At 43.3% G+C, this 25,159-nt stretch carries 17 protein-coding genes and 1 pseudogene; 11 read left to right on the top strand and 7 right to left on the bottom strand.

The window, feature by feature from the left end:
• Positions 1-52 precede the first annotated feature (52 nt).
• From LAY57_RS19495 to LAY57_RS19475, 5 genes and pseudogenes are all read right to left on the bottom strand, one after another.
• Positions 53-190, bottom strand: a pseudogene (locus LAY57_RS19495) (sugar transferase); the annotation flags it as partial.
• A gap of 234 nt (positions 191-424) precedes the next feature.
• Complete coding sequence (locus LAY57_RS19490) at positions 425-2,080, bottom strand: adenylate/guanylate cyclase domain-containing protein (protein WP_249068483.1); 1,656 nt, start codon at positions 2,078-2,080, stop codon at positions 425-427.
• Between the two features lie 473 nt (positions 2,081-2,553).
• Positions 2,554-3,417 carry a ribosome biogenesis GTPase YlqF gene (ylqF, locus tag LAY57_RS19485; protein ID WP_249068482.1) on the bottom strand — a complete coding sequence of 288 codons (864 nt, stop codon included), beginning with the start codon at positions 3,415-3,417 and terminating at the stop codon, positions 2,554-2,556.
• 31 nt (positions 3,418-3,448) lie between these two features.
• A complete protein-coding gene (locus tag LAY57_RS19480; RefSeq protein ID WP_338022449.1) occupies positions 3,449-3,670 on the bottom strand; it encodes a DUF4926 domain-containing protein in 222 nt (73 codons plus the stop codon).
• Positions 3,671-3,863: 193 nt separating this feature from the next.
• Positions 3,864-4,277: a universal stress protein gene (locus LAY57_RS19475; protein WP_249068480.1), complete on the bottom strand. Its 414-nt coding sequence runs from the start codon at positions 4,275-4,277 to the stop codon at positions 3,864-3,866.
• 110 nt (positions 4,278-4,387) lie between these two features.
• Between LAY57_RS19475 and LAY57_RS19470 the strand changes: the two genes are divergently transcribed.
• The 5 genes from LAY57_RS19470 (at position 4,388) to LAY57_RS19450 (ending at position 8,821) form a co-directional block, all read left to right on the top strand.
• Positions 4,388-5,590 carry a phosphoglycerate kinase gene (locus LAY57_RS19470; protein ID WP_249068479.1) on the top strand — a complete coding sequence of 401 codons (1,203 nt, stop codon included), beginning with the start codon at positions 4,388-4,390 and terminating at the stop codon, positions 5,588-5,590.
• A gap of 81 nt (positions 5,591-5,671) precedes the next feature.
• Positions 5,672-6,901, top strand: a complete 1,230-nt coding sequence (locus tag LAY57_RS19465) for an AAA family ATPase (RefSeq protein ID WP_275994198.1) — start codon at positions 5,672-5,674, stop codon at positions 6,899-6,901.
• A gap of 11 nt (positions 6,902-6,912) precedes the next feature.
• Positions 6,913-7,503, top strand: a complete 591-nt coding sequence (locus LAY57_RS19460) for a DUF4276 family protein (protein WP_249068477.1) — start codon at positions 6,913-6,915, stop codon at positions 7,501-7,503.
• A gap of 11 nt (positions 7,504-7,514) precedes the next feature.
• On the top strand, positions 7,515-8,237 hold the full coding sequence (locus LAY57_RS19455; protein WP_249068476.1) for an FkbM family methyltransferase: 723 nt from the start codon (positions 7,515-7,517) through the stop codon (positions 8,235-8,237).
• A gap of 32 nt (positions 8,238-8,269) precedes the next feature.
• Positions 8,270-8,821, top strand: a complete 552-nt coding sequence (locus tag LAY57_RS19450) for a hypothetical protein (protein WP_249068475.1) — start codon at positions 8,270-8,272, stop codon at positions 8,819-8,821.
• A 44-nt stretch (positions 8,822-8,865) separates the two neighbouring features.
• Here the strand turns inward: LAY57_RS19450 and LAY57_RS19445 are convergent, their stop codons facing one another.
• Together LAY57_RS19445 and LAY57_RS19440 are read right to left on the bottom strand one after the other, a co-directional pair.
• On the bottom strand, positions 8,866-9,396 hold the full coding sequence (locus LAY57_RS19445; RefSeq protein WP_249068474.1) for a hypothetical protein: 531 nt from the start codon (positions 9,394-9,396) through the stop codon (positions 8,866-8,868).
• A 14-nt stretch (positions 9,397-9,410) separates the two neighbouring features.
• The gene (locus LAY57_RS19440) at positions 9,411-11,669 is read right to left on the bottom strand and encodes a serine/threonine-protein kinase (protein ID WP_249068473.1); all 2,259 of its coding nucleotides are present in this window, start codon (positions 11,667-11,669) and stop codon (positions 9,411-9,413) included.
• 454 nt (positions 11,670-12,123) lie between these two features.
• On the opposite strand from LAY57_RS19440, the gene LAY57_RS19435 reads away from it, so the two are divergent.
• From LAY57_RS19435 to LAY57_RS19410, 6 genes are all read left to right on the top strand, one after another.
• Positions 12,124-12,696, top strand: coding sequence for a thioredoxin family protein (locus tag LAY57_RS19435; protein ID WP_249068472.1), 573 nt, complete (start codon positions 12,124-12,126; stop codon positions 12,694-12,696).
• Positions 12,697-12,959: 263 nt separating this feature from the next.
• Positions 12,960-13,781 (top strand): SH3 domain-containing protein, encoded by an 822-nt coding sequence (locus tag LAY57_RS19430; RefSeq protein ID WP_249068471.1) that lies wholly within the window; start codon positions 12,960-12,962, stop codon positions 13,779-13,781.
• A 918-nt stretch (positions 13,782-14,699) separates the two neighbouring features.
• A complete protein-coding gene (locus LAY57_RS19425; RefSeq protein WP_249068470.1) occupies positions 14,700-22,325 on the top strand; it encodes a S8 family serine peptidase in 7,626 nt (2,541 codons plus the stop codon).
• Positions 22,326-22,773: 448 nt separating this feature from the next.
• Positions 22,774-23,484: a Uma2 family endonuclease gene (locus tag LAY57_RS19420; protein WP_249068469.1), complete on the top strand. Its 711-nt coding sequence runs from the start codon at positions 22,774-22,776 to the stop codon at positions 23,482-23,484.
• A 232-nt stretch (positions 23,485-23,716) separates the two neighbouring features.
• Entirely contained in the window at positions 23,717-24,385 is a 669-nt protein-coding gene (locus LAY57_RS19415) for a Uma2 family endonuclease (RefSeq protein WP_249068468.1), read from the top strand.
• Positions 24,386-24,410: 25 nt separating this feature from the next.
• Complete coding sequence (locus tag LAY57_RS19410; protein ID WP_249068467.1) at positions 24,411-24,992, top strand: Uma2 family endonuclease; 582 nt, start codon at positions 24,411-24,413, stop codon at positions 24,990-24,992.
• Positions 24,993-25,159: the final 167 nt, after the last annotated feature.

Below are 25,159 nucleotides of genomic sequence, written 5' to 3'. Positions count from 1 at the left end.
GCTAGTGTTCTATTTCACCAATTCCCAGAATTAGCAGGCTTTGTGGTGCAACTTAATAAGCGCCAGCACGACCGAGAATCACATAAATTGTTTTGAAAATAATGGCTAGGTCATACCAAGGAGTCCACATAGCCTGGTAGCGCAGGTCTAGTTCGACCACAGCATCAAAATCCTTGACCCCTGACCGTCCGCTGACTTGCCATTTGAGCTACCACTAGCTGACCGCCGATGAGAATGATTATTATCGGCACAGAGCGATCGTTAACGGTAATTCTCTCTCAATTTTTCACCATGATATAGCAACCGCTTTCGTCGGTTAGGGTAACTCTAACTCTAACTTGTTACCCAAATCCCTTACGGAGTAACCTTTTCCCTCTTCCCTCAACGCTCGCAAGAGCAAGAAAGCCCCTAGTCCCTAGCTATATCATTCGTGAATGTTGAAAATGCTGGCTCTATGGGTGTAATAAACCCGTATTGGTCGCTCAATACCTTTAAAACGGTATTCTCCCATATCATCTAAACCGATGCGTTGGGACGGGCGCAGTAAATTATAGGTTGTTTCGCTCACCACACATTTACCGACTGGACAAATTGCTTCCATCCGGGATGCCAAATTAATAGTTGGGCCTAATACCGTATAATCAACTCTTTGAGAACTGCCTACATCTCCAACCACAGCTTTACCGCTGTTGATAGCAATCCGCAATTGCAGCGGTTCGCGCAATAGTTTATTAACATTGAGATTATCTAGACGATCGAGCATTCCTTTGGCAGCAACAAAAGCTCGCTCTGCATGATCTAACTGAGTTTCTGGTGCCCCAAAAAAAGCCATTATACAATCTCCAATAAACTTATCTAGCGTTCCACCTGCGGCAAAAATTTCCTGCAACATCTCCTCGAAAAAACTATTAAGTAATTCCGCAATTTGGCCGGGACTTAAACGTTCTGAAAGAGCAGTGAAGCCAACAATATCAGCAAATAGAATACTGATTTCACTTTCTTTAGGAGATAGACGACCATCTGCCAAAGTTCCTCCCATCATCATCTGTTGCACTACAGCAGGAGAGTGATAGCGTTCTAGTCTGTGCCGGATTTTTTCTTCGTTTCTGAGTTTGCGTGTGAGGAGCCAACGTTGCACGCTGGAAGCCAGTAGGTTTGCTAACGTCGAAAAAAAGCTGATATCTTCTTCACTTTCTTGAATCGAATCTTTAAAAGAATCGCCAAAAGAAATGTGACCATCCGCATAAAGAACGCCCACAACCTTATTTTCATCCCAGAGAGGAACAGCCATGATGCTATGAATGCCTTTGTCTATGATACTCTGTTCGCTATCAAATCGTTCGTCTTGCTGGGCATCAGCTGTTTGAATCGCCACCTTCTCGTCAAATACTTTTTGACAAACACTACGGCTAATCCAATTTCCATCAGCCATTAAATTTTGATGTTCGTAAATGTCTCTGGCGGCACCATTGAGCAATTCTAGCTGTCCCGAACCATTAATATCTATTAACAAAGCTAAACGCTCAATTCCTTTAAGGTAACGAAAAACGACTGTCTGTGCAGCTTTGAAAATCGCCTCTATAGATTCAGCAGAATTCAGACCCTTGGCTATATCTAAGAGGTCTTTGAGACGAGAAATGGCTATGACTGGACGGCTAAATTCGTCATCTTCATCATCAGCTTGTATCCAGTGTTGTTGTAGATCTTGAACATTACGAAAAATGGTCATTCCTACAACTTGGGTTTCCATATCCCCATTATTGTTTGTTTGAATGGCGTCGTCACCAAAGAGTGCGCTCAGATAAATACTTCCTAGCTGAATTACGTCGCCGTGATTCAATATTTGAGGAGATGTAGCAAATTTTCCATTCACTACCGTACCGTTTTTGCTACCCATATCTTCCACGAACCACACTCCGTCAGATGATTTAAAAAGGCGGGCGTGGTATCGAGAAATGCCAAAGTAAGGCAAGTGCCAATCGCAGTCTAGGGAACGACCTAGAGTAAAGGTATCCCGATTAACTGTAACTGTTTTTTCTATATGTTGTTCAATGTATAGGTGCAGTTTAAGTTCAACCATTAATTCCACCCTAATTGTCTTGATGGTCAAAATATTTTGAATAGAAGCCCTGACGATCTTTAATCAATTGGCCCGTGGTAGGCGATCGCCACTAAAACGTGCGATCGCGTCTACTTAGTACCACCATAACCACAGCGATCCTAAAATTGGTACCCAAAACCGGGTGACAAAGCAGAAACAGGCGCAAACCTGCTTTCATCGTAATTCAGGAATAGGTGCGATCGCTAACCTAAAATAAAGCTTGTTATTTATGATACCAGTATCAACCGAGTGCCTCAACTTGTCAGGCTGTATTGTGTCCCCATCCCTAATCATCCCCAGCCTATTGCTGGCGCGGGGTGGCTATAGCAGAACCCACTGTACGGAAGAGCCAATTTTACATCTAACTCAGCCTGAAAGAAGTAGAGATTTTTAATCGCCGATATCATCCAACACCTGCAAGTAAAAATCCTAACTCACCCGATATAGACTATTTAGTTTGGCGGCAACTCTAACGGAATAGCACCCAACAAACCTTTGCGAAAATCATTCAACAGTTGCCGTGCAGCACGTTCCGTATCACCTTGATGTTTTTCGTTAGCTAAACTTAACAAATAATCCTCACCAGTTACATTTGTAGCGTCTAATCCGTAACGCGATCGCAAAGGAGATTTCGGTAACAAATTCCCGGCTGTAGCTTCCAAATATGTCAGCAAATCGACAAACTCAGCCCCTATTTGCTGATTGTTGTAAGAAGCCTCACCGATATCATCGCAAATAGCTAACTTAATCGCCGCTTCCCGATCGTCCAACTTAGCGGGAATAACCCCAGGTGCATCCAATAACTCAATCTCTTCAGAAATTCTGACCCAACGCAATTGCTTAGTCACACCCGCACGACGGGCACTTTCCACCACCCTTTTCCCCAACAAGCGATTAATCAGGGCTGACTTGCCCACATTGGGAAAGCCGATGACAACAGCACGGACTGGACGGGGAAGCATACCGCGATCGGACCTTCTTTGATTCACCCCTACCCCAGCCGCCTGGGCTGCCAGCGTCACAGATGCCGTCCCCTTACCGTGTTGTGCATCCGTGAAATATGGCGTTTCCCCTTCCCTTCTAAACCAATCAATCCACAATTGCCGCACTTGAGGAGGAATCATATCCACGCGGTTGAGAACCAATACCCTCATCTTGCTACCAGTCCACTGGGAAACTAGGGGATGCTGGGTTACCAGGGGAATGCGGGCATCCCGCACTTCCAGCACCACATCCACCAATTTCAGCTGTTCTTTTAGTGCCTTTTCAGCTTTGGCAATATGTCCGGGATACCATTGAATTGGAGGAGAAGTCATAGGATTTTAGTTTAAGTTTAGAAAAAGCTTGTCAAACCACAAACTGGGAGACAGAAGCCTTTACTCTTTCAATCTGGGATTCTGCAACTTCAACAGTGATTGTTTCGACGTTAAAGCCTTCCAAACTATAACCGTCTTCTTGACTTTCTGACATGGGGTAATGCTCAACAATAGTCGCCATCTCACCTTTTTTCAGACCGTACTTAGGGATGTCTTCGCGCAATACTACCTGTGTGAATAGATCGAATTTGATAGTTTTTTACCTCTTGCTAATCGGGTACTAAGGTGACAAACTTGGTGTCCAAGGAGGTGACTATCTAAACAGTTTTAACTTGTAAGGTTGTGCCGTTTGGCCCTGTTAACCTGCCTCGAATGCTGAAGGGATAACAGAGTTAAAACTCAGACGTACCATGTCGTTTTATATTCCCCTCAGTATCAAAGATAAACTAAGGCACAATCAACACTGGGCATGGAGACAGGTTAATTACGCGATTAGTTACGCTTTCGGCAACTCCATCTTCGGTCAAACCCAGTCCTCGGCAACCCATCACGATTAAATCCGCTTCTATTTCGTCTGCTACATCGCAGATAGTGAAAGCAGGATTGCCTTCACGTTCGAGGATTTCGGCTTGAATTCCTTGCTCGGCAAACAGCGACTGGGCCGTTTTGAGCAGTTGTGCCACTGCCTCTGGCGAAGTCATCGCATCCGGGTTGGCAGACTCCCCCTCTGAGGGCGGGGGCTCTACAACAGATAGCAAGATCAGGCGACTGCCGTACTTTTTGACGACCTCAACAACCACATCTGCCGCTTCGCGGGCTTCTCGACTTTGATCGACTGGAAATAAAACTGTCTTGAACATTGCACGTACCTGGTGATCCCTGACTCCGGTAAAATGTGGACTGCGTAGACAGAACGGACGACCGATGCCACGCAGATTCGGTGAAACAAAGTGATTAGGAGGTTTTTTCGGTGTCCAAAAAAACTGTAGCAAATTTGTCGTCGTCAGACTTAGCTGGCAAACGGGTCTTGGTTCGGGCCGACTTTAACGTACCGCTGGATGACGCTGGCAACATTACGGATGATACCCGCATTCGGGCTGCTTTGCCCACAATTAATGATTTGACTGGTAAGGGAGCTAAAGTAATTCTGTGCAGCCACTTCGGGCGTCCCAAGGGTGTGGATGAGAAATATCGCCTGACGCCTGTTGCCAAACGCCTCTCGGAGTTGCTGGGTCAGGAAGTTGTCAAAACTGATGACTGCATCGGCGATGAGGCTGCTGCTAAAGTAGGGGCGATGCAAAACGGTCAAGTGCTGTTGCTGGAAAATGTCCGCTTCCACCCGGAAGAGGAGAAGAACGACCCGGAATTCGCCAAAAAATTGGCTGCAAATGCAGATTTGTATGTTAATGATGCTTTTGGGACTGCTCACCGCGCTCATGCTTCTACCGAAGGTGTGACTAAGTATCTCAGTCCTTCTGTGGCTGGGTATTTGATTGAGAAGGAATTGCAATATCTGCAAAATGCGATCGAAAATCCCAAGCGTCCTCTAGCTGCAATTATCGGTGGCTCTAAGGTTTCCAGTAAGATTGGTGTGATCGAAACCCTGTTGGATAAGTGCGATAAGTTGATCATCGGTGGCGGTATGATCTTCACGTTCTACAAGGCTCGCGGCCTCAACGTCGGTAAGTCGCTCGTGGAAGAAGATAAACTGGAACTGGCGAAGACTCTGGAAGCTAAGGCTAAGGAACGGGGCGTGCAGTTGCTATTACCTACGGATGTAGTGGTGGCCGATAAGTTCGCTGCTGATGCTGATTCCCAAATTGTCAGCGTTGAGAATATCCCCGATGGTTGGATGGGTTTGGATATTGGCCCGGATTCGGTGAAAACTTTCCAGTCAGCGCTGGCTGATTGCAAATCGGTTCTGTGGAATGGGCCAATGGGTGTGTTTGAGTTTGATAAGTTTGCGGCTGGTACGGAAGCGATCGCACGCACTCTTGCCGATCTTACCAAGAACGGCACTGATACCATCATCGGCGGCGGCGACTCTGTTGCTGCTGTGGAAAAAGTGGGTGTGGCTGAACAAATGAGCCACATTTCAACCGGCGGCGGTGCTAGTCTGGAATTGCTCGAAGGTAAGGTGTTACCGGGTATTGCAGCCCTAGATGAAGCTTAAGAAAATTACCTCTTAAGCTACTGTAAAAATCCACTAATTTCTGACAACTTTAGCAAGGGTACGGTAGGCCGTACCCTTAGTATGTTTATTAGACATCTCTGGCAACCGCACCACCAAACTTGTGGAAGTGAAGGCGTAATGGCAAGGATTGAACAAATTTCGGTTAAAAACTATCGCGTGCTGCAAAATGTCACACTGAAAGATATCAAACCTTTTTCCCTTTTTCTTGGCCCTAATGGTAGTGGCAAGACAACCTTTTTTGATGTGATAGGTTTTTTATCAGATTGCTTAACTACTAATGTTCGCAAAGCTCTAGAAAAGCGGGGACGATTTCAAGAAGTCATCTCTCGTGACTGCAAAAGTAAAGAAATTGAAATAGTCATTAAATACCGTGAAGATAAACCAACTCCACTCATAACTTACACTGTTGCCATCGGTCTACAAAATGGCTCACCAATTGTTTCCAGAGAAACTCTGCAATGGAAACGAGGCTCTCATGGCAAACCGTTTGACTTTCTTAAGTTTGAGAATGGCGAAGGCGATGTGATTAGCGGTGAAAATCCTGAACTCAATGACCGCCGAATCTACTACAAAATGGATGACGCAAGTTCTCTTGCTATTAAAACAATTGGTCAATTATCAGATAATCCGCGTGTGGCTAGCCTGCGACGTTTTATTGAGGGATGGTTTCTCTCCTATTTTATCCCAGATCAAGCCCGTCAGCTAGCAGTTGTCGGTGCAATGGAACATCTTTCTCGTGAAGGTGATAATATCGCTAATGTAGTCCAATACCTTGCCGATGAACATCCAGAAGTTTTATCCATAATTCTTAAGCGACTGGCTCAGCGTGTTCCCAAATTAGAGCGAGTTGATTCCGAGCAAACGATTGATGGTAGACTGGCTCTATTGTTCAAAGATGCACCGTTTAGTAAACCATTTTTAGCAAGATTTGCATCGGATGGAACACTTAAGTTACTGGCTTATTTGATATTATTAAACGATCCAAATCCACCTCAATTACTTTGCATTGAAGAACCTGAAAATGGGCTGCACCATCGACTGCTTGAACAACTTAGCGAAGAGTTACTGGCTTATTCTCAACGCGCACAAGTTTTTATATCAACTCATTCCCCATTTTTTGTAAATACCATCAAAGATGCTAAAACCCTTTGGATTTTTCAAAGAGAGGATGATGGCTATGCAACTGTTACAAGGGCAGATCAAATACCAGATGCAAAGAATTTTATAGAATCAAAGGCAGGCTTAGGCGATCTTTGGTCTGAAGGATATCTTAGAGGATTACCTTACTAATGAGAGCAATCATGTACATAGAGTTTCTGGTAGAAGAATATTCAACCGAAGTAACTTTGAGTATTATTGTTCCTAAAATCATAGGCAGCGAGCATATTTTGAAAATTCATAATTTTCAAAATAAAGATAGACTTCTACAAAGGCTCCCCCAAAGGATGCAAGCTTATGCTAATTTTGTTACAGATGATTGCCGAATTGTAGTCTTAGTTGACGAAGATAGAGAAGATTGTATAGAATTAAAGAAAAGACTGTGCGAGGCTAGCAGTGTAGTCACTAAAAAGAAAGGAAATATAGTTCTCCATCGAATTGTTGTGGAAGAGTTGGAGTCATGGTTTCTAGGTGATGTCCCAGCAATCCGCGCTGAATATGAAAAGATTCCCGATTCTTTATCGCAGCAAGCGAAGTTTCGGAATCCAGATGCGATAAAAGGTGGAACATGGGAACAATTAGATCGAATTTTAAAAAAATATGGCTATGAAACTGGTTTACAAAAAAGTGAATTTGCCCAGAGGGTTACTCCTCACATGGATGTGGAAAACAACCAATCTAGAAGTTTTCAAGTTTTTCGGGATGGACTAAGAAGAATTATCAACTTTGTGTGAGATTAGAAACTATGTTACTACCGTCAAAATTAAAGAAATCGCTGAAACGATCGCGTCGTCGTTGGTTTGAGTTTTGGGGAAGCGATCGCTATTCCAAACCTGGTAAAGAGGGACTCGATCTAAAATTAGCCAAATATCTCCCAACTCAAGGTTTTTTTATCGAAGTTGGGGCTAACGATGGTTTTTCGGAAAGCAACACTTATTATTTGGAACGCTTTAAGAATTGGACGGGAATTTTAATTGAACCCATTCCCGAACTTTATCGAGAGTGCGTAAAAGAACGTCCCAAATCAAAAGTTTTTAATTGTGCTTTGGTGTCTTCTGACTATTCATCGGCTACCGTGGAAATGAACTACGGAAACCTCATGTCTTTAGTCAAAGGGTCTTTTAAATCTTCCCAGTCAGAAGCGGGTCATTTAGAAATTGCGAAAAAATATTATGATATCACACCTTATGTAGTTGAAGTGCCAGCTAGAACGCTGACAGATCTACTAGATGAAGTAAAAGTTACAGAGATAGATTTCTTTTCTCTAGATGTGGAAGGTTTTGAACTAAATGTATTAAAAGGTTTGGATTTCAACAAATATCAACCCAATTATATATTAATAGAGTGCTTGGATGACCAAGCCCTAGAAGAAATAGAAGCGTACATATCAAATTTATATGACTGCGTTGAGAAATTATCTAAATACGATTACCTCTATAGAAATAAACGTTTAAGCGGTAATGATTGATATTATATAGAATAACAAGTTTTTTATATCAAATGTTCTGGCGCAAATTCTTAGCATTACCAATCATCCTAGCTGCGATCGGCATTCCAGTTAAAGCTTCCGCCGTTCCAGCCGAAATTTTTACCCCTTACTTAAATGCGATCGGCAATAGCGTCCCACCGGGTTGGAAAATGCGTTTGCCATCTCGAATTCTTCTCGGTGGTCCGGCTGACGAAGATTTCATCAGCGAACTGACTGTGCGCGTTTTTCCCTCCACAACTCCAGCGGGTTTAACTGTTGGCTTGTTTAGTTGCGACTCTGGCGGCTTTCCCTGTTTGGTAGGCAGCTTTTCGGTAGCTAGCCAAAGTTCCGCCAACGCGCAGCGAGAATTTATACAACACCAAGCCGCAGCGCAAGTAATCACGTTGGCAAGAGGAATTAAAGGATATCTGCTGGAGGGACAAAAGCAAAGTCCGCCCAATACCTTTTCATCGGTAATGTGGCAACAGGATGGGATGATTTACACAGTTAGTTTTTTAGCCGAAGAACGCCAAAATATTCTTTTTATGGCTTATTCAATGGCGAACGAATCACCGATTCGCTGATTTTTCCCTCATTAAGCTGCACCCTACTACTTGGTTCTCAAAGCTTACAAATCATTAGTAAATTTAATAAGCAGAGAATTGTTAAACTCAGAAGAGATATCGTGCGATATCAGATACGGGCGATCGCTAACTACGCAAATTTTTTTCAACATTAGTAGACAACTAGAATTTGTCAGTAAAGAGCTTAATGCTTCCCATTCTGGCTTTGGATAGTTTAATTTCAGAGTATTAATACAGAAATCGATAAAAACTAAATCACATAGCAAATCATCCTGAAACAAAGAAACATAACCAGAACTATTAAAAATCGAAAAAGGGCGTTTTTTATCTATAATATACGCAGATACTTCTTGATTAAAACTCCATAAATCTGGATTTGTACTGTTTATTTTATCTTCCAGATTATGCCATTGTAGATAAAGTTGGTTATTAAATATCGGAGAATTATAAAATTCTCGTTCCCACTCTTTCAACTTTGTTTTCCATAACCCTAAACTTGTGTCATCAGCATAAATTAAAGTATGTAATTCATCATAGAATGGTCTATAAAGTTGCGATCGCAATTCCCAAGGCAACTACCCTAATTCGGTCAAATTCCCGAAGAAGGCGCGGTCGGTTCGGGAGTGGGTTCGGGAGTAGGCGCGATCGGTTCGGGAGTGGGTTCGGGAGTAGGCGCGGTCGGTTCGGTCGTGGGTTCGGGAGTAGGTTCGGGAGTGGGTTCGGGAGTAGGTTCGGGAGTCAGTGAAGGAGAAGGCGTAGGAGGTGGTGATGCAGGTGGTTCAGGTTCGGGAGGAGGCGCGGGATTTTCAGCTGTGAGGTTAAGTTGATAATCAACTGGCTTTGATGCTTTGGAGACAATAACAAATTCGTAGAAACCTTTGGAAGGAAGCGTTCCCGACCAATTTCGCTTGGTAGAATCTTCAAGTATCGCGTTTTGATTGCTGGTGGGAGGATAAACTGAGAAGAGGATTCGCGAGTCTGCAAGCAGATTTACTTTCATCTGTTGACCTGCTGCAAGTCCGGCGATGTAGGCTTTACCTTCTCCTGGTTTAAGTGTACCGCTGACACGATCGCTAATTGCTCCTTTAGGAAATACAATTCTTTGTAAAGCACTGCCGTTTATGACAGCATTAACTTTATCAGATGCGATCGCACTCCAAACTTGACCGATGGGCCGATCGATAAATTTCTTACCGTCTTGTTCGGGAAAGCGATAAAAGAATTCCCCATCAACTAAATCGTAAAGTGCGCGACTGCTGAGGTTTCGGTCATTTACTTCTGCCTTCCAACGATTGCGATCGCTTCCAGTGTAACTTCCCAAACCACTGCGAGACTCCGCACTCAAAAATGTCAGCTTACCCAACCATTCATCACCTATTTTGTCCCACTGTGTCCGCAACTGTTCGTCTTTTGGATCGTTGCTGAGGCTTTTTCCCCGCTGACTGGGATTTTTGTCCCAGAATGACTGATTTACCAGGTTAACGTAGAAATTGTAGTCAATGCCAAGAGACTGGCGACGCTGACGAAGTTCTTCCTTGCGATCGCTTTCTTCTTTAGAAAACTGTGGCGGTGGCGGTGGTTCTGGATCTTTCGTCGGAGAAACAGTGGGTTTCTCGATTGGATTAGGCGAAGGTTTTTTCCCTATTGTCGGTAATATCTTATTACCGAATACCCAGCCGATCGCACCTGCAATCCCAACCAACACACATATAAGCACAACTTTGCCCAAAAGACCATCCGATCCAGAAACTGGACTTGTCACTGGGTTAGCTGGTGGAGTTGCAGCAGGTTGGCGCGGTGTGACTGCTACAGTAGCTTCTGTACTTGCCACTTGTGGAGTTTGTGGGGTGGGCGTCCCGCCCGCCAAAGGCTGAGTGGGAGGGAAGTTGGGCGTTGCTGGAGAGAGAACTTGCAGCACTTCGCGGGCGGATTGGTAGCGATCGCCCGGTCGATTAGCCAACATTTTATCTAAAATTGCACCGAAACTGGAACTGAGATTAACTTCCTGTCGCCAGTTCCAAGTCATATTGTGGGCATCGATTAATTGTTGCGGTTCCTTACCAGTCAACAACACCAAAACCGTTGCTGCCAAAGCGTACAAATCGCTGTGGGGATAAACCACCCCAACTTGCATTTGTTCATTTGGCGCATATCCAATTTTGCCTAACCGAGTCGCAAAAGAAGGAGTACCACCAGATGCCGCCTGAGTAAATTCAGATTCTGCATTAGCTGCCACTTGCTTAACGCCGCCAAAGTCAATCAGTATCGGTAGCAAGTCAGAATTCCGCAGCATCAGATTATCTGGGGAAATATCGCGGTGAATTACGCCTATTGAATGGATATACTCCAACACAGGCAGAATTTCCACCATTAGCTGAGTGACTTCTGCCTCATTAAATCGCATTCCTTGACGTTTTCGGGCATCTAACAAAGCGCGATAGGTTTCCCCTTCAACGTAGTCTTGCACCAAAAACAGGTGTCCTTCCTCATTTACCTTGACGCGGAACAGTTCTCGAAAACGTGGGATTTGCGGATGTTGCAGCTTGTAGAGGACGCCAGCTTCCCGTTCAAACAGTTCTGAAGCTTTTTGCAATGCGTAAGTACCGCGAACCTGGGGGGCAAATTCCTTGAGGACGCAAATTTCCTCAAAGCGGTTGCTATCTTTCGCCAGATAGGTGCGTCCGAAACCACCATGTCCGAGTTCGCGTACAATACGATAGCGATCGCCTAACAGCACTCCTCCATAAATACCCTTAGCGGCAGATTGATTCAGCTTTTCGCCGCACTGTTGACAAAACAGATTGCTGCCAGTGTTTTCGTGTCCCTTACTGCAATAAACAGACGTCATATCAATATCAGTTTTTGGATTGATAATCCTGGTGCCACCTGCTCCAGGTTAACCTACCCAGACGCTGGCTGTTGAAGTGGGAATGCGATCGTTTCCGATTGCACCGCCACCCTCCCCCTGATATCGTGATTAGGACTTACGCAATGCCCCCTAACCCCCCAAACTTGGTAACAGGACTTTTCTGTTACCAAGTTTGGGGATAATATCATGTCCGGTTGCATCGGTAGTGTAAGAGTGATACGGGAAATTGTCTGTTCTCATCAGGTGTTAGATTTTTACCACAGATGAAGACAGATGAACACAGATGAACACAGATAAGAAAGCGATTTTTTTAGGCAACCGATGCAACCGGACATGATATAACAGGACTTTTCTCCCCCCAAACTTGGGGGGTTAGGGGGCAAAAACTAAGTCCTAGTGAAAAGAAAATCCTCTCCAAAAGGCAGTTGTTGCAATGGCGTTAACCGCTTCCACCATGTTGGCATTGGGAACAAAAGCACCCGATTTCCAGCTACCAGATGCAGTTTCTGGTGAAATGATATCACTTGCCACCTTTGGCGATCAGAAAGCGCTGCTGGTAATGTTTATCTGCCAGCACTGTCCATTTGTCAAGCATATTCAGGCAGAATTAGCGCAACTGGGAAAAGATTACCAAGCACAAAGCGTCGGAATAGTTGCTATCAGCGCCAACGATATCGTAAATTACCCGAACGATGCACCCGAAAAGCTCAAGGAAATGGCTGTTGAGTTGGGTTTCACCTTTCCCTTCTGCTACGATGAGAGCCAGGAGGCTGCCAAAGCATACACAGCTGCTTGCACACCAGACTTTTTTCTCTTCGATGCTAACAGGCAATTAGTTTACCGGGGTCAGTTGGATGAGAGTCGCCCAAGTAACGGAATTGCGGTTACAGGGAAAGATTTGCGAAGAGCCCTAGATACAACTTTAGCCGATCAACCCATTACCCAAGACCAAAAACCCAGCATCGGCTGCAATATCAAATGGAAACCCGGTAACCAACCAATCTAGATATTGTACCTCAACCCAGCTTACTGCCTAACAACCAGTTTTCCTAAAGAGAGCGGGTTTTCAGCTTTTTTGATAAGTTGTATTAGAGGATGTTTGAGAAGTATCAGACGATCCCCCCTAGCCCCCCTTGAAAAAGGGGGTACAAGAGCCTCAAAGTCCCCTTTTTTAAGGGGGATTTAGGGGGATCTCCAAAGGGTTAGTGTATCGCCAGCAACTTTTAAAACATCCTCTTAGAGCGCCAGTCCAGTAAAAGAGGCACTGCGATGAAATCCCAACAGTTTTTTATAATTATATTGATAGCCTTGGGTGCAATAACTGGTTCGACTTTAGCAGCTATTTCTTATCTCAACCACAAAGAATCTGTACCTAATGATCGAAGTTCCTTACCCGAATCGACTGCTAATTATTTACCACCAAATTCTACTTCCGATTTGGAATTAAATACCCCCACAGACCAAAATTCATCTTCTCAACCTAATCCGAATGCCTTTTCCCAATTCCGATTACGTCTTTTGGATGCAACTAAACGACGCGATGCTAATTTTATTCGCAACATTGTCACTACCAGAACTAAACTTAGCTTTGACGGCTCAATTAATCTGAATGCTTATAATATCGACGACACCCAATCTCTTTTCTGGCAATACATGGAAAAAGCAATTAGCACAGGCTGTACAATCGAACCAGATACACAAGTCCCCGAACAAGAACTTGGTTCGGATATATGGGTTTGTCCAATTACTTTCGGCAAACCAATTTATGATTTTGGTTGGCAACAACAAATGGGAATTTTAGGAGAAAGTGTTAATGTTCGTTCTGAACCCGGCACTGGTGCTTCTATAGTGACCGTGCTTTCTAAAGAACTCGTAAAGTTCGATGCCGAAACTTTCAATAAACTGCCACAGCGTTTGCAAGAAGAGGTCAATTCTCCTAATGGTTGGACGCCTGTTCTGCTGAAAAATGGGAAAAAAGGATGGGTTCAAAACCGCTTTGTTTACCATGAACCAAGAGATTATCGAGTCAGTTTTATTCGCTCTAATGGAGAGTGGCAAATAAATTATTTTTTGCGTGGAAATGGCAATTAATAGTAGTATTTTATAGTTTAGACAAAATACCCACTCTAGAGCGCTGGTCAAGTATTCTTTGTGGGTGGTAAGAAACCCGGTTTCTGGCATTATATCGTGTCCGGTTGCATCGGTAGTGTAAGAGTGATACGGGAAATTGTCTGTTGTCATCGGAGGTTAAATATTTACCGCAGATGAAGGCAGATAAACGCAGATAAACGCAGATAAGAAAGCGATTTTTTTAGGCAATCGATGCGTAAGAACATGATAAGCTGAGGCGCATTTAAATTTTTAAGTCAAGTTTGATGAAATTATTGTGGGCAAGGGGCAAGGGGCAAGGCGTCCCGCCCGCCCAAAAAATACAATTTAGATGCGGAACAGCTTATTACTTGACCGGCGCTTTAGAAAGATCCGTAGGGGCTGGACACTTCATCATAACTTTATATTAAAGGCGGTTTTTTTAAAGATTATTTGAAGCTAGTAGTAACTACGTATATTCACGGCTGTATCGTTTCCTATATTAAGATAATCTTTTTGTGCCTATTACTTAAATCTAGGTATAAGAAGACGATAGCGAGTCTCTGATTGGCATTTCACTGTCAGGGTTAAGGGCATCTATAAACTGGTTCAATAGCTTAAAAACCTTGTTGTGTGGGGTTGTTGCTTATCTAGCTCGCAAAGTTGGAGCAAAATCAGAAGACCCTAGCGCATATATATAGTCAGGATGTCCTAATAGTATCAGTGTGTAAATGCCCTGACGGCAGAAACGGCAGCTGATACCAAATCCGGGTTGACTACCCCCTTTATCTTCTTCCTGTTCTCTGCGCCCTCTGCGCCTCTGCGGTTCGTTATAACCCGGATTTGGTATGAAGAGACTCCCATGAGTGTCGCACATCTGACTAAAACAAAATCGGTTGAACAACCTTTTGGAGGCAGCAAATGTCCACTTTCGATCTCGGTTTACTGAATACCTCTTACAACACAACAGATACTCTTAGCGTTGCCTATCCATCTGACAGGTATAACTTTACAATCGGCGATAGTAACAGTTTAAAGTTATCGCTCACTGGCATCAGCACGAATGTAGATTGGCAACTCAAAAACGGTGAGGGAACGACGCTGCGCGGTGGCTCAGTTAACCCCGCCAATTTAGAAGCGATTAACCTGTCGGATTTGGCAGTAGGCGGGTATTCTTTTGAGCTTTCGCAAGCGGGTGGCGATACCAACTATACCCTGAACGTTGACCCCCTCACCCGCTTGGATGTAGAATCGGGATTTTTTACCGTAGGACAAACCGGACAAGTGGGGGTTGATTATTTAATTGACGGTGGCGGATACCAAGGTGAATTGGGGATTTTCAGTTTGACGGGAATAGAGGGATTTGCACCCGGTTCGTCAGCATTTATCAAAGAAACTTCTCGGCGGGTATTAAGTAACTCGACAGAAGGTTATGTCGCAATAACAGATTCTACGGAAGGAGCCAAGTTCAGCCCCACTTTTCCTTGGGGCGATAACCAAAACAGTGGTGAATATAAAAATATTAAGACATTTGCGATGAAACCTGGGGATAAATTTGGTTTCATGCTTGTTCCTAATGGAAAAGTACAAGAAGTATTTAATAATCCCAATATTGGTGGAGCAAAACGTCCGTTATTTTCTTTGGTAACTGCTAACCCGAATGAGGCGTTCCATGTCGGTCAAATTGCCGATGTAATTGGTGATGGCAAAACTTTCGTGATGGAGGATAAGAGGGTTGATGCTGGGTCAGATAAAGATTATAACGATTTAGTTTTTCGGGTAACTGGTGCGACGGGAAAAGCAGTTAATTTGGATGAGGTAATTGACCCAGGTAAGGATTGGCGATCGGAAAAAATTGGCGACGAATTACGGGATTACATTAACACAGCCCCTAAGTCTTTGCAATTCACGACAAAATCCCTTTATAAAGCAGGTGAAATAGTCAACCTTACCGATGCTACAGTTTACGACGAAAACGGAGATCTAATGAAAATAGATTTCTGGGTGAAAAAGCAGAATGAAGTTGAATGGTTTGATATAAAAGATGCCGAAACTTTTACCTTTAATGAGAATTTGGCTAGCTTTAATTACTCCATAGATAATTTGCTGGCTGGTGCTTATCAAATTAAGGCGATCGCATTTGATAAATTCGAGCATCAAAGTGAAGAAATAGTTCGGGATTTTCGGATTAATGCCGCTCCCAAAGACTTGCAATTTAGCCTTTTAAAAGATACTTACAATGTTGGCGAAACAATAAGTATTACGGGTGGTCAAGTTTACGATGGCGATGGAATTGATGACTTAGCTAAAGTAAATCTGTTTTTGAAAAAAGATAATAATGATTGGCAAGATATCACAGATGATGTCACCAGTTTCACCGCTGGCGGTGGAGATAATAACTTGGCTAATTTCAGCAAAGATTTAACAGTTACCGATGCGGGAAATTACCAAATCAAAGGCGTAGCTTATGACAAAGCTTATGACCTTAGTAATGTGGTGATTCATAACATTACCGTTCAAAGTAAAACTGTCGAGCCAGCACCAAACTCACCGCCAGAACAATTGCAATTTAACTTATTACCATCTTACACGATGGGTCAAACAGTCAGCATTAACGATGCTAAAGTTTACGATCAAAATGGCGAGAGTGACCTGAAAAATGTGAAGTTAAATTTGTACAAAGATAACGATAACGTTCCACAGGAAATTACTGTCAATATTGTGGATGATAGTAAAGGTGGAGACGGTTGGAGAACTTTTAATTATTCTTGGAGTAATTTACTAGAAGGGAATTATCGGTTAGAGGCGATCGCTTATGATAAATTCGGCGCAAAAGATGAAACGAGCCGAATCTTTTCCGTCGTCGGTCAACCCACCACACCACCACCAATAACCAATTTACCACCGAAACAATTGCAATTGAATTTATTGCCATCTTATACAGTCGATCAAACAGTCACTTTTACGAATGCCAAAGTATACGATGAAAATGGTGAGATTGACCTGGACAAAATAAGTTTAGACTTGTACAAAGATAACGTTAAATTGGGCAATTATACTGTCGGACTCGTGGATGATGGTATGCTTGCAGACAACTGGGGAACTTTTAATATTTCTTTCGCTCGGTTAGAGATTGGAAATTATCGAATTGAAGCCAAAGCATACGATGACTTCGGCGCAACAGATGAAGACACTGCTGAGTTTAAGGTCATTCCTCTGCTGAATCAAGCACCTGAAGATCTGCGATTTAGTATTTTGCCTCTCTATACTAATCAAGAGACAATTAGTTTCAGCGGTGCTAGAGTTTTCGATGCTGACGGAATAAACGACTTAGAAAAAATAGATTTTCAGTTGAAACGTTCTGACGGTATATTCTTCGATATTCCCGACGTTACGCAATTTACAACTGATAGTAAAGGTCGGGCGAGATTTGATTATAATTACGATTTGACTGGATTAGCACCAGGTCAATATCAATTGTGGGGAATTGCTAAAGATAAAGAGGGAAATTTGAGTAACGAAGCTTACGAAAATTTTGCCTTAATTAGCGATCCGGGAGAAGATGGATTATCGGATGACGTGCGGTTAGCCATAGCAGAAGCAGCGGATTTGGGAAATTATACGCCAGAGGAATTAGCTGCAACGCGAGAATGGGTAGTTTGGCTAACTCCAGGTAATTCTTCTGCTGAATTAGCGGCGAGTGCGGGAGCGGAAGACTTGGGAGCTACCGGACATATTCCCAACACTTATATTTGGAAATTCCCCGAAGGAAGCGAATGGAGAGATGCGTTCACAAAATTAGGGGAAACCAACGGAGTAGAATTAGCTTATCCGCAAGTTCCAGTCGAATTAAAATTGCTGTATCAACCCCTAGATCCTCTCTTTTCCAAACAGTGGAATTTGCCACAGACAAAAGTTCCTGATGCTTGGAATTCAGTGCGGGGAAGGAACACAACCATTGCTGTTGTTGATGACGGGATAGAATACCGACACAAAGAATTACAAGCTCGTTACAATCCCTTGCTCAGTTGGGATTTTAGCGATGGGGATGCCGATCCGTCACCAAGCTCGAATAAGACTTTTACCCAAACGAATCAAGGTGTTACAAATGGCGGAGAAGTTTCAGAGCCGTTGGTTGACACTATAGATATTACATTTAAACAGCCTGTTAATTTAACAGGGATGGTAACGGATGTAAATGTTAGCTTTAACCTGAAGGAATTCTTGTCTCCCGATCTACCTAGTCTCACTGACTTAAAAATATTTTTGTACAGTCCTAAAGAATCTGCTTTCGATCCCGGAAGTTGGTTTAACAGTAAGTCTCCCTCTTGGTGGCCTGGAAAAGAGGATTTGCTATTTGAACAAAAAGTTGAACTGAAAATCCAAGAAGATGGAACGGTGGCATTCAACAGAGACAAATTGACTGGTTCTTATGCAGGAGGGGATTGGAAGTTAGTAATCGAGAATCCAGATTCTGATATTTACGAATTCGAGCAGATGGAGCGACTTAGCAAAGAAATTTTCAACAGTTGGTCGCTTCAATTACAAACTCTGAATCCTCACGGAACGGCAGTAGCGGGGGTGGCAGTTGCCAGTGAAAATGCTAGCGGAATTGTCGGTGTGGCTCCCGAAGCTCAATTAGCCGGACTGCGGTTGCTGGGTAATATCGATCCATTTACTGGCACTTATAAATCCGACGGTCAATTAATTGCCAACGCATTGTTTAATTGGAATCGCAATCAGGGTATCGACATTTTCAATAATAGTTGGGCTCCCAGATATATGCGCCGACAACCTCTCGTTTTAGGTGCGATGGGATTGGGGAAAATAATTGGTCGAGGCGGATTGGGAAATAGCTATATTTTTGCGGCTGGAAATGAAGGAATGTGGGGTGGAAATGTCAACTACAATTCTTTTGCTAATTCTCGTCATGCGATCGCAGTTGCTGCGCTCGACAACACTGGCGTTCACGCACCCTACAGTACCCCTGGAGCTTCAATTTTAGTTTCAGCCCCTTTGGGACACATTAAACCGCATGACGGATCGGTTGGTACTGGCGTTTATACAACCTCAATCACCACCAAAGGGTACGGACACACGAACGATTTTACCGGGACTTCAGCCGCTGCACCTTTAGTATCGGGTGCGATCGCTTTAATGTTAGAAGCCAATCCTAATTTAACCTCTCGCGATGTACAGCATATTTTGGTCAAAACCGCTCAACCTACTGATGTAGTTCGCGATGCTTCAGGTAAGATTCAAGCAGGCAACGGTTGGACGCAAAATCAAGCTGGATACTGGTTTAATCACAAGTATGGTTTTGGAGTAATAGATGTAGATAAAGCAGTAGAAATGGCTGCGAGTTGGACACCTGTAGACACCGAAGTAAAAACCACCAATGGCTTTGAATGGACTGTTCAAAACGTCAATGAAGAAATTCCTAATGGAAATGGGCTGCTCGAAGCTTCCAGCGTTTACATTAGCGAAGATATTACTATTGAAAAAGTTGAAGTAGTCTTGAATGTAGAACATGAAAACTGGGCTGATTTGAGAGTAGTCCTCACTTCTCCTGATGGCACTCAATCTGTTTTGGCTCAACCGATTTCAGGAGATACCATTCAATTTCAACCTCAAGAAGGTATTTTTACAATTAAAAATTGGGATTTTACATCAGTGCGTCATTGGGGTGAATCTTCCAAAGGGGAATGGAAGTTGCAAGTTTTTGATGAAAAGGACAATCAGTTTCAGGGGGAATGGAATAGTTGGAAGTTGAATATTTATGGGACTCAACCTACTGTCACAATTACGCCTAAAGATTCCACTGCCATAGAAGATGGCAATGCCGGACAATTTGTTGTCACTCGCACAGGCAAAACAGACAAACCATTAACTGTGAATTATTCTATTACCGGGAATGCTATTAATAGCATAGATTACAAAACTCTTACTGGTAGCGTAAAGATTCCGGTTGGTGCAACAATGGCAACAATTCCAATTATTCCGCTTGCTGATGCCGAGGTGGAAGGAAATGAGACAGTAGAGATCGGTTTAATTGATAATGCTGACTATAATTTAGGTACTGGTAAGAGCGGAACGGTAACTATTGAAAACAGAACTGATATTTCTCAATATGACCCCTTTGTTTATACCAATCCTGCTAATGGTCATTTATATATTGTGAGTCAGCCTGATACTTGGTTAGGCGCTCAAGAACAGGCGAAGACATTAGGCGGAAACCTCGTTACAATCAACGATGCTGCTGAAAATAATTGGTTAGTTAATACCTTTGGTAAAAGACCTTTTTGGATTGGATTGACAGATAGTTCTATATATGGAACAACTGAAGGTAATTTCAAATGGGTAAGTGAAGAAATTGTAACTTATACTAATTGGGATGGAGCAAATCCTGATAATATTAATTTTACTCCTGAAGGAGAAGACTTTGTTCATATCAATCAAGGAGTTGGTGGAACATGGAACGATCTAAAACATGACTATTTCCTTACCTACGGTATTATCGAAATTGACCCTGCAACTCTCACTAAACCTATAGTTACAATTCGAGCTACCGATGCCAAAGCTGGAGAAGATGGTAATGCAGGGCAACTCATTGTTACTCGCATCGGCAATACAACAGATCCGCTAACAGTAAATTATTCAGTTTTCGGTAATGCAATTAATGGCACGGACTACAAGAATTTGACGGGTAATATTACTATTTCTGCTGGCGCATCAGTTGCATCAATTCCGATTATTCCAATTTTTGACAACGAGGTAGAGGGGGATGAAACTGTTGCGGTAAAACTTTTGGCGAATGCTGCTTACAATGTTGCTCCATCTGAAACAGCAACAGTGACGATCGCTAATAGCAATACTTCACCTATCAACCCTATCATCTATAGTAATCCTGCAACTGGGCATCAATATTTCCTAACTACAGCTGATACTTGGTTAGGCGCACAAGAACAGGCAAAAGCAGCAGGTGGCAACCTAGTCGCAAGTAATGATACAGCGGAGAATGCTTGGTTAGTTAACACCTTTGGCGGAGTTTCTAAGTGGATGGGTTTAACAGATAGCCCCATTTACAATGCAACTGAAGGTAATTATAAGTGGGTGAGTGGAGAACCAATTAACTATATTAATTGGTATCCTCTGGAACCAAGTAACAGTCTCCATACACTTGAAGGTGAAGATTTTAGTGAATTTCTTGGAAGTGGATTATGGAATGATATGCCGAGTCAACAAAATCGGATTCGTCAAGGTATTGTAGAAATTCCGGTTCAAATACCTACAAATCAGTGGAATGCAAGGTTTATCAATCGCACTTCTGCAAATATAGCCGATCGCAACACCTACGATTTCAGCAATCCAGCAGCCGTTCTCGACCTTGGCGACCAACATCAAGGACGCGCCGATAGTGGCTTGCGTCTATATCGAAATTGGGGTAGTGGAAGTCCTACAAGCGGCGTTCAAACCGATAATTTTGCAATGGAAGCTTGGACTCGCAATAATTTTGAAGCTGGCAAACTTTACAAGATTACCACTGATTCTGATGATGGTACTTGGTTCAGACTTAAAAATGTCCAAACTGGTCAATGGACTGGCGATAGCGTGGTATTAGCTGGTGATGGGGCTGATTGGCGCGATCGAGGTACTGCTGCACCTGCCAAAACTATCTTTTTCAAAGTTCCTGAATCTGGAGAATATGATTTTTACGTCCAATACTACGAAAAAACTAGCGATTCTACCGTTGATATCAACATAGAAGAAGCTAAAGTTTTCCAAGATTCAGTTAATGAATCTCAACGGTGGCGATCGACTGTTTTCTGGTGGGATAGAAAGTTAGGAAACTTTCCTCCAGGAGATTTCTACACCAACCAAAGCAATATTATTGGTGTAGTCGATCAAGGCCCAAATATCCGCCGCAGTGATGGCAAAAAAGGTATCGAATTTAGTTTCCCTGATTTTCAGTCTCTAAATAACGATGAACGTTTGCCTGACAATAACTATGCCATCCGTAGCTATACCCAAACCAATCTGGAAGCTGGCGTTAAATATCGGGCGAAAGTACGTGCTGATGACGGATTCCAGTTACTTGCTAAACTTGCAAATACTAACGAATGGGTTTACATCACACCTAAAGATCCTAAAGATCCTAAAGATCAATGGCAGGAAGCTTTTGGGCCTAAAAATGTTGATTTTGAAGTCAGCCGAGATGGTATGTATGATATGCACTTCCACTACTATGAAGAACGTGGAGATGCTGGCTTAGATTTATCTTGGGAAGTCGTACCCTTTACTGGAAGATTGCTAGCAACTACTACTACGAATATTCGCTCTGGCCCTGGCACCAGTTATTCTCTAGTTGGCACGATTCCGTATGATGGAACATCCAAAACCGTAACTTTTGACAAATGGACGACAGGAGAATGGGTAGATTATACGGCAGAGTTAGGAACAATAAGTAATCAATGGTATCGGATAGCTGGTACAAATCAGTGGATTTCTGGTGCAATTGTTGGTCAAAAACAATATGCAGATATTTAGGAAATTAGTTTTGTTGCGTTGACTGAGATCTTGCATTTGTGTTGTTAGCCCGCCTGGGGTTCAAACCCCAGGCTAATAGCGAAAGTCCATTAAAATGGACTGAATACTAGCAGGATTTAGACTCTCTGAGGCCAGAAACCCGGTTTCTTTAAGAAACCGGGTTTCTCTGTGCCACACTCACTAGACCAGAAACCCGGTTTTTTAGAAAAACCGGGTTTCTTGAACCCCTGGCGTAAGTTCCTAACTCTTGTTAAATCTGGGCTTGGAGACTCAGTAGACCGGGTTTATGAGAGCGATCGCACCTTGCCCCAAATACATAAGCTGTAGGGGCGGGTTTGGCAGATAATTTGTCGGTAACAAGACAGGGATAATCGCTAAAACCGCCCCTACGAAGCGCGATCGCTAAACTAAAATAAAACTAGCCAATCCTCAAGGGTCAGTTTTCCTTATGCTGGAACAACTCGCAACTCCCACCCAACCGGATATTATCTATCCCGAAAGCGACGGTCAACCCATGTCAGACAACACCAAACAGTTTAAATGGATCGTTGTGATTAAGGAAAACTTAGAAATCTTATTTGCCAACGACCCGAATGTATTTGTCGCTGGCGACCTCCTGTGGTATCCAGTCCAGAGAGACAACAAAACTCGTCAAGCTCCTGATGCTATGGTTGCATTTGGTAGACCGAAAGGCGATCGGGGTTCCTATCAACAATGGAAAGAAGATAACATCCCTCCGCAAGTTGTGTTTGAGATTCTTTCTCCGGGAAATACCCTCAAGGAGATGGCAAAAAAACTCCAGTTCTATAACCGCTATGGCGTTGAAGAATATTACATTTACAATCCAGACACAGTAGACTTGACAGGATGGTTGCGTTCTGATGCAGGATTAGAAGTGATTGATGTTATGGAAGGGTGGGTGAGTCCCAGACTGGGGATAAGGTTTGAAATCGCAGATGAACTCCAGATTTTTTCACCATCAGGTGAACGGTTTATGACTTCTGTAGAATTGGCTCAATTGAAAGAGCAAGAACGTCAACGTGCTGAAACTGAACGCCTTCGTGCTGAAACTGAACGCCTTCGTGCTGAACAAGCAGAAGCGCGACTACAAATACTAGAAGCGCGACTGAGGGAATTGGGGATCGATCCTGATGCTTAAAAATTGTACGTAACTTTAATTATTTGCGATCGCTCCGACGACGTATGGATGGAAAAAATTAGCAAGTAAAAGAGGCGCGATCGCATTTTACCCCAAATACATAAGCTGTAGGGGCGGGTTTGGCAGATAATTTGTCGGTAACAAGACAGGGATAATCGCTAAAACCGCCCCTACGAAGTGCGATCGCTAAACTAAAATAAAACTAGCCAATCCTCAAGGGTCAGTTTTCCTTATGCTGGAACAACTCGCAACTCCCACCCAACCAGATATCATCTATCCCGAAAGCGACGGTCAACCCATGTCAGACAACACCAAACAGTTTAAATGGATCGTTGTGATTAAGGAAAACTTAGAAATCTTATTTGCCAACGACCCAAATGTGTTTGTCGCTGGCGACTTACTGTGGTATCCAGTCCACAGAGACAACAAAACTCGTCAAGCACCGGATGCGATGGTAGTCTTTGGTAGACCGAAAGGCGATCGCGGTTCCTACCAACAGTGGAAAGAAGACAACATCCCTCCCCAAGTTGTGTTTGAGATTCTTTCTCCGGGAAATACCCTCAAGGAGATGGCAAAAAAACTCCAGTTCTATAACCGCTATGGCGTTGAAGAATATTACATTTACAATCCAGACACAGTAGACTTGACAGGATGGTTGCGTTCTGATGCAGGATTAGAAGTGATTGATGTTATGGAGGGGTGGGTGAGTCCCAGACTGGGGATAAGGTTTGAAATCGCAGATGAACTCCAGATTTTTTCACCATCAGGTGAACGGTTCACCACTTCTGTCGAATTGGCTCAACAGAAAGAACAGGAACGCCTTCGCGCTCAACAAGCGGAAGCGCGACTACAAATACTAGAAGCGCGACTACGGGAATTGGGGATAGATCCTAATAATTGAACAGAAAATGTTGAGCGCTTTCGTTATGACAGTAGCGCTAGATAAGACAAAAAACCAACGGCTAGTCCACTCTGGCATGAGTTGGCAACAGTTCAAGTTACTTCAGGAGAGCTTTGCCGACTCACCAGGAATCCGACTCGCTTATTACAAAGGACAGGTTGAAATCTTGACACTTTCCCCTGACCACGAATCAATCAGCAGGATGATTGCATTTTTACTCTGTCAATACTTTCTAAACAAAAACATTGAATTCAACCCATTAGGTAGCTTTACCCAAGAGAAAGAACAGGAAGTTTCGGCCCAAGTTGACGAATCCTTTGCCATTGGTAGCTCGACAGCGACTAAACCTGACCTCGTTGTGGAAGTGATCTTTACCAGTGGTAGCGATCGCTTTCTTGAGCGCTATAAAGTTTTAGGTGTCCCTGAAGTCTGGTTTTGGGAAGATGGTTTATTCAGGCTCTACCGTTTGCGGGAATCAGGATACGATCGGATAGAGCGATCGGAAATTTTGCCAGATTTGGATATCAACCTGCTGACTCGTTGCGTAATGATGGCTTCTAAACTGGAAGGTCTGAAAGTGTTTCAACAGGAAATCGATCGAGCTTAGTCAAATAGCTAGCGATCGAATTAGGTATGTAGAACGTGGTATCATTCCATTAGACTTCTCCAAAAAAGAATGTAGAGACGTTGCATGCAACGTCTCTACAATGGTTCCAGGTAACGCACCTTTAATTTATGGAGAAGTCTAATAGACCTCTCCAAAAAACATTGTAG

This window comes from Argonema antarcticum A004/B2, from assembly GCF_023333585.1.
Taxonomy (GTDB): Bacteria; Cyanobacteriota; Cyanobacteriia; order Cyanobacteriales; family Aerosakkonemataceae; genus Argonema; species Argonema antarcticum.
This window is presented reverse-complemented; position numbering and strand designations above follow the sequence as displayed.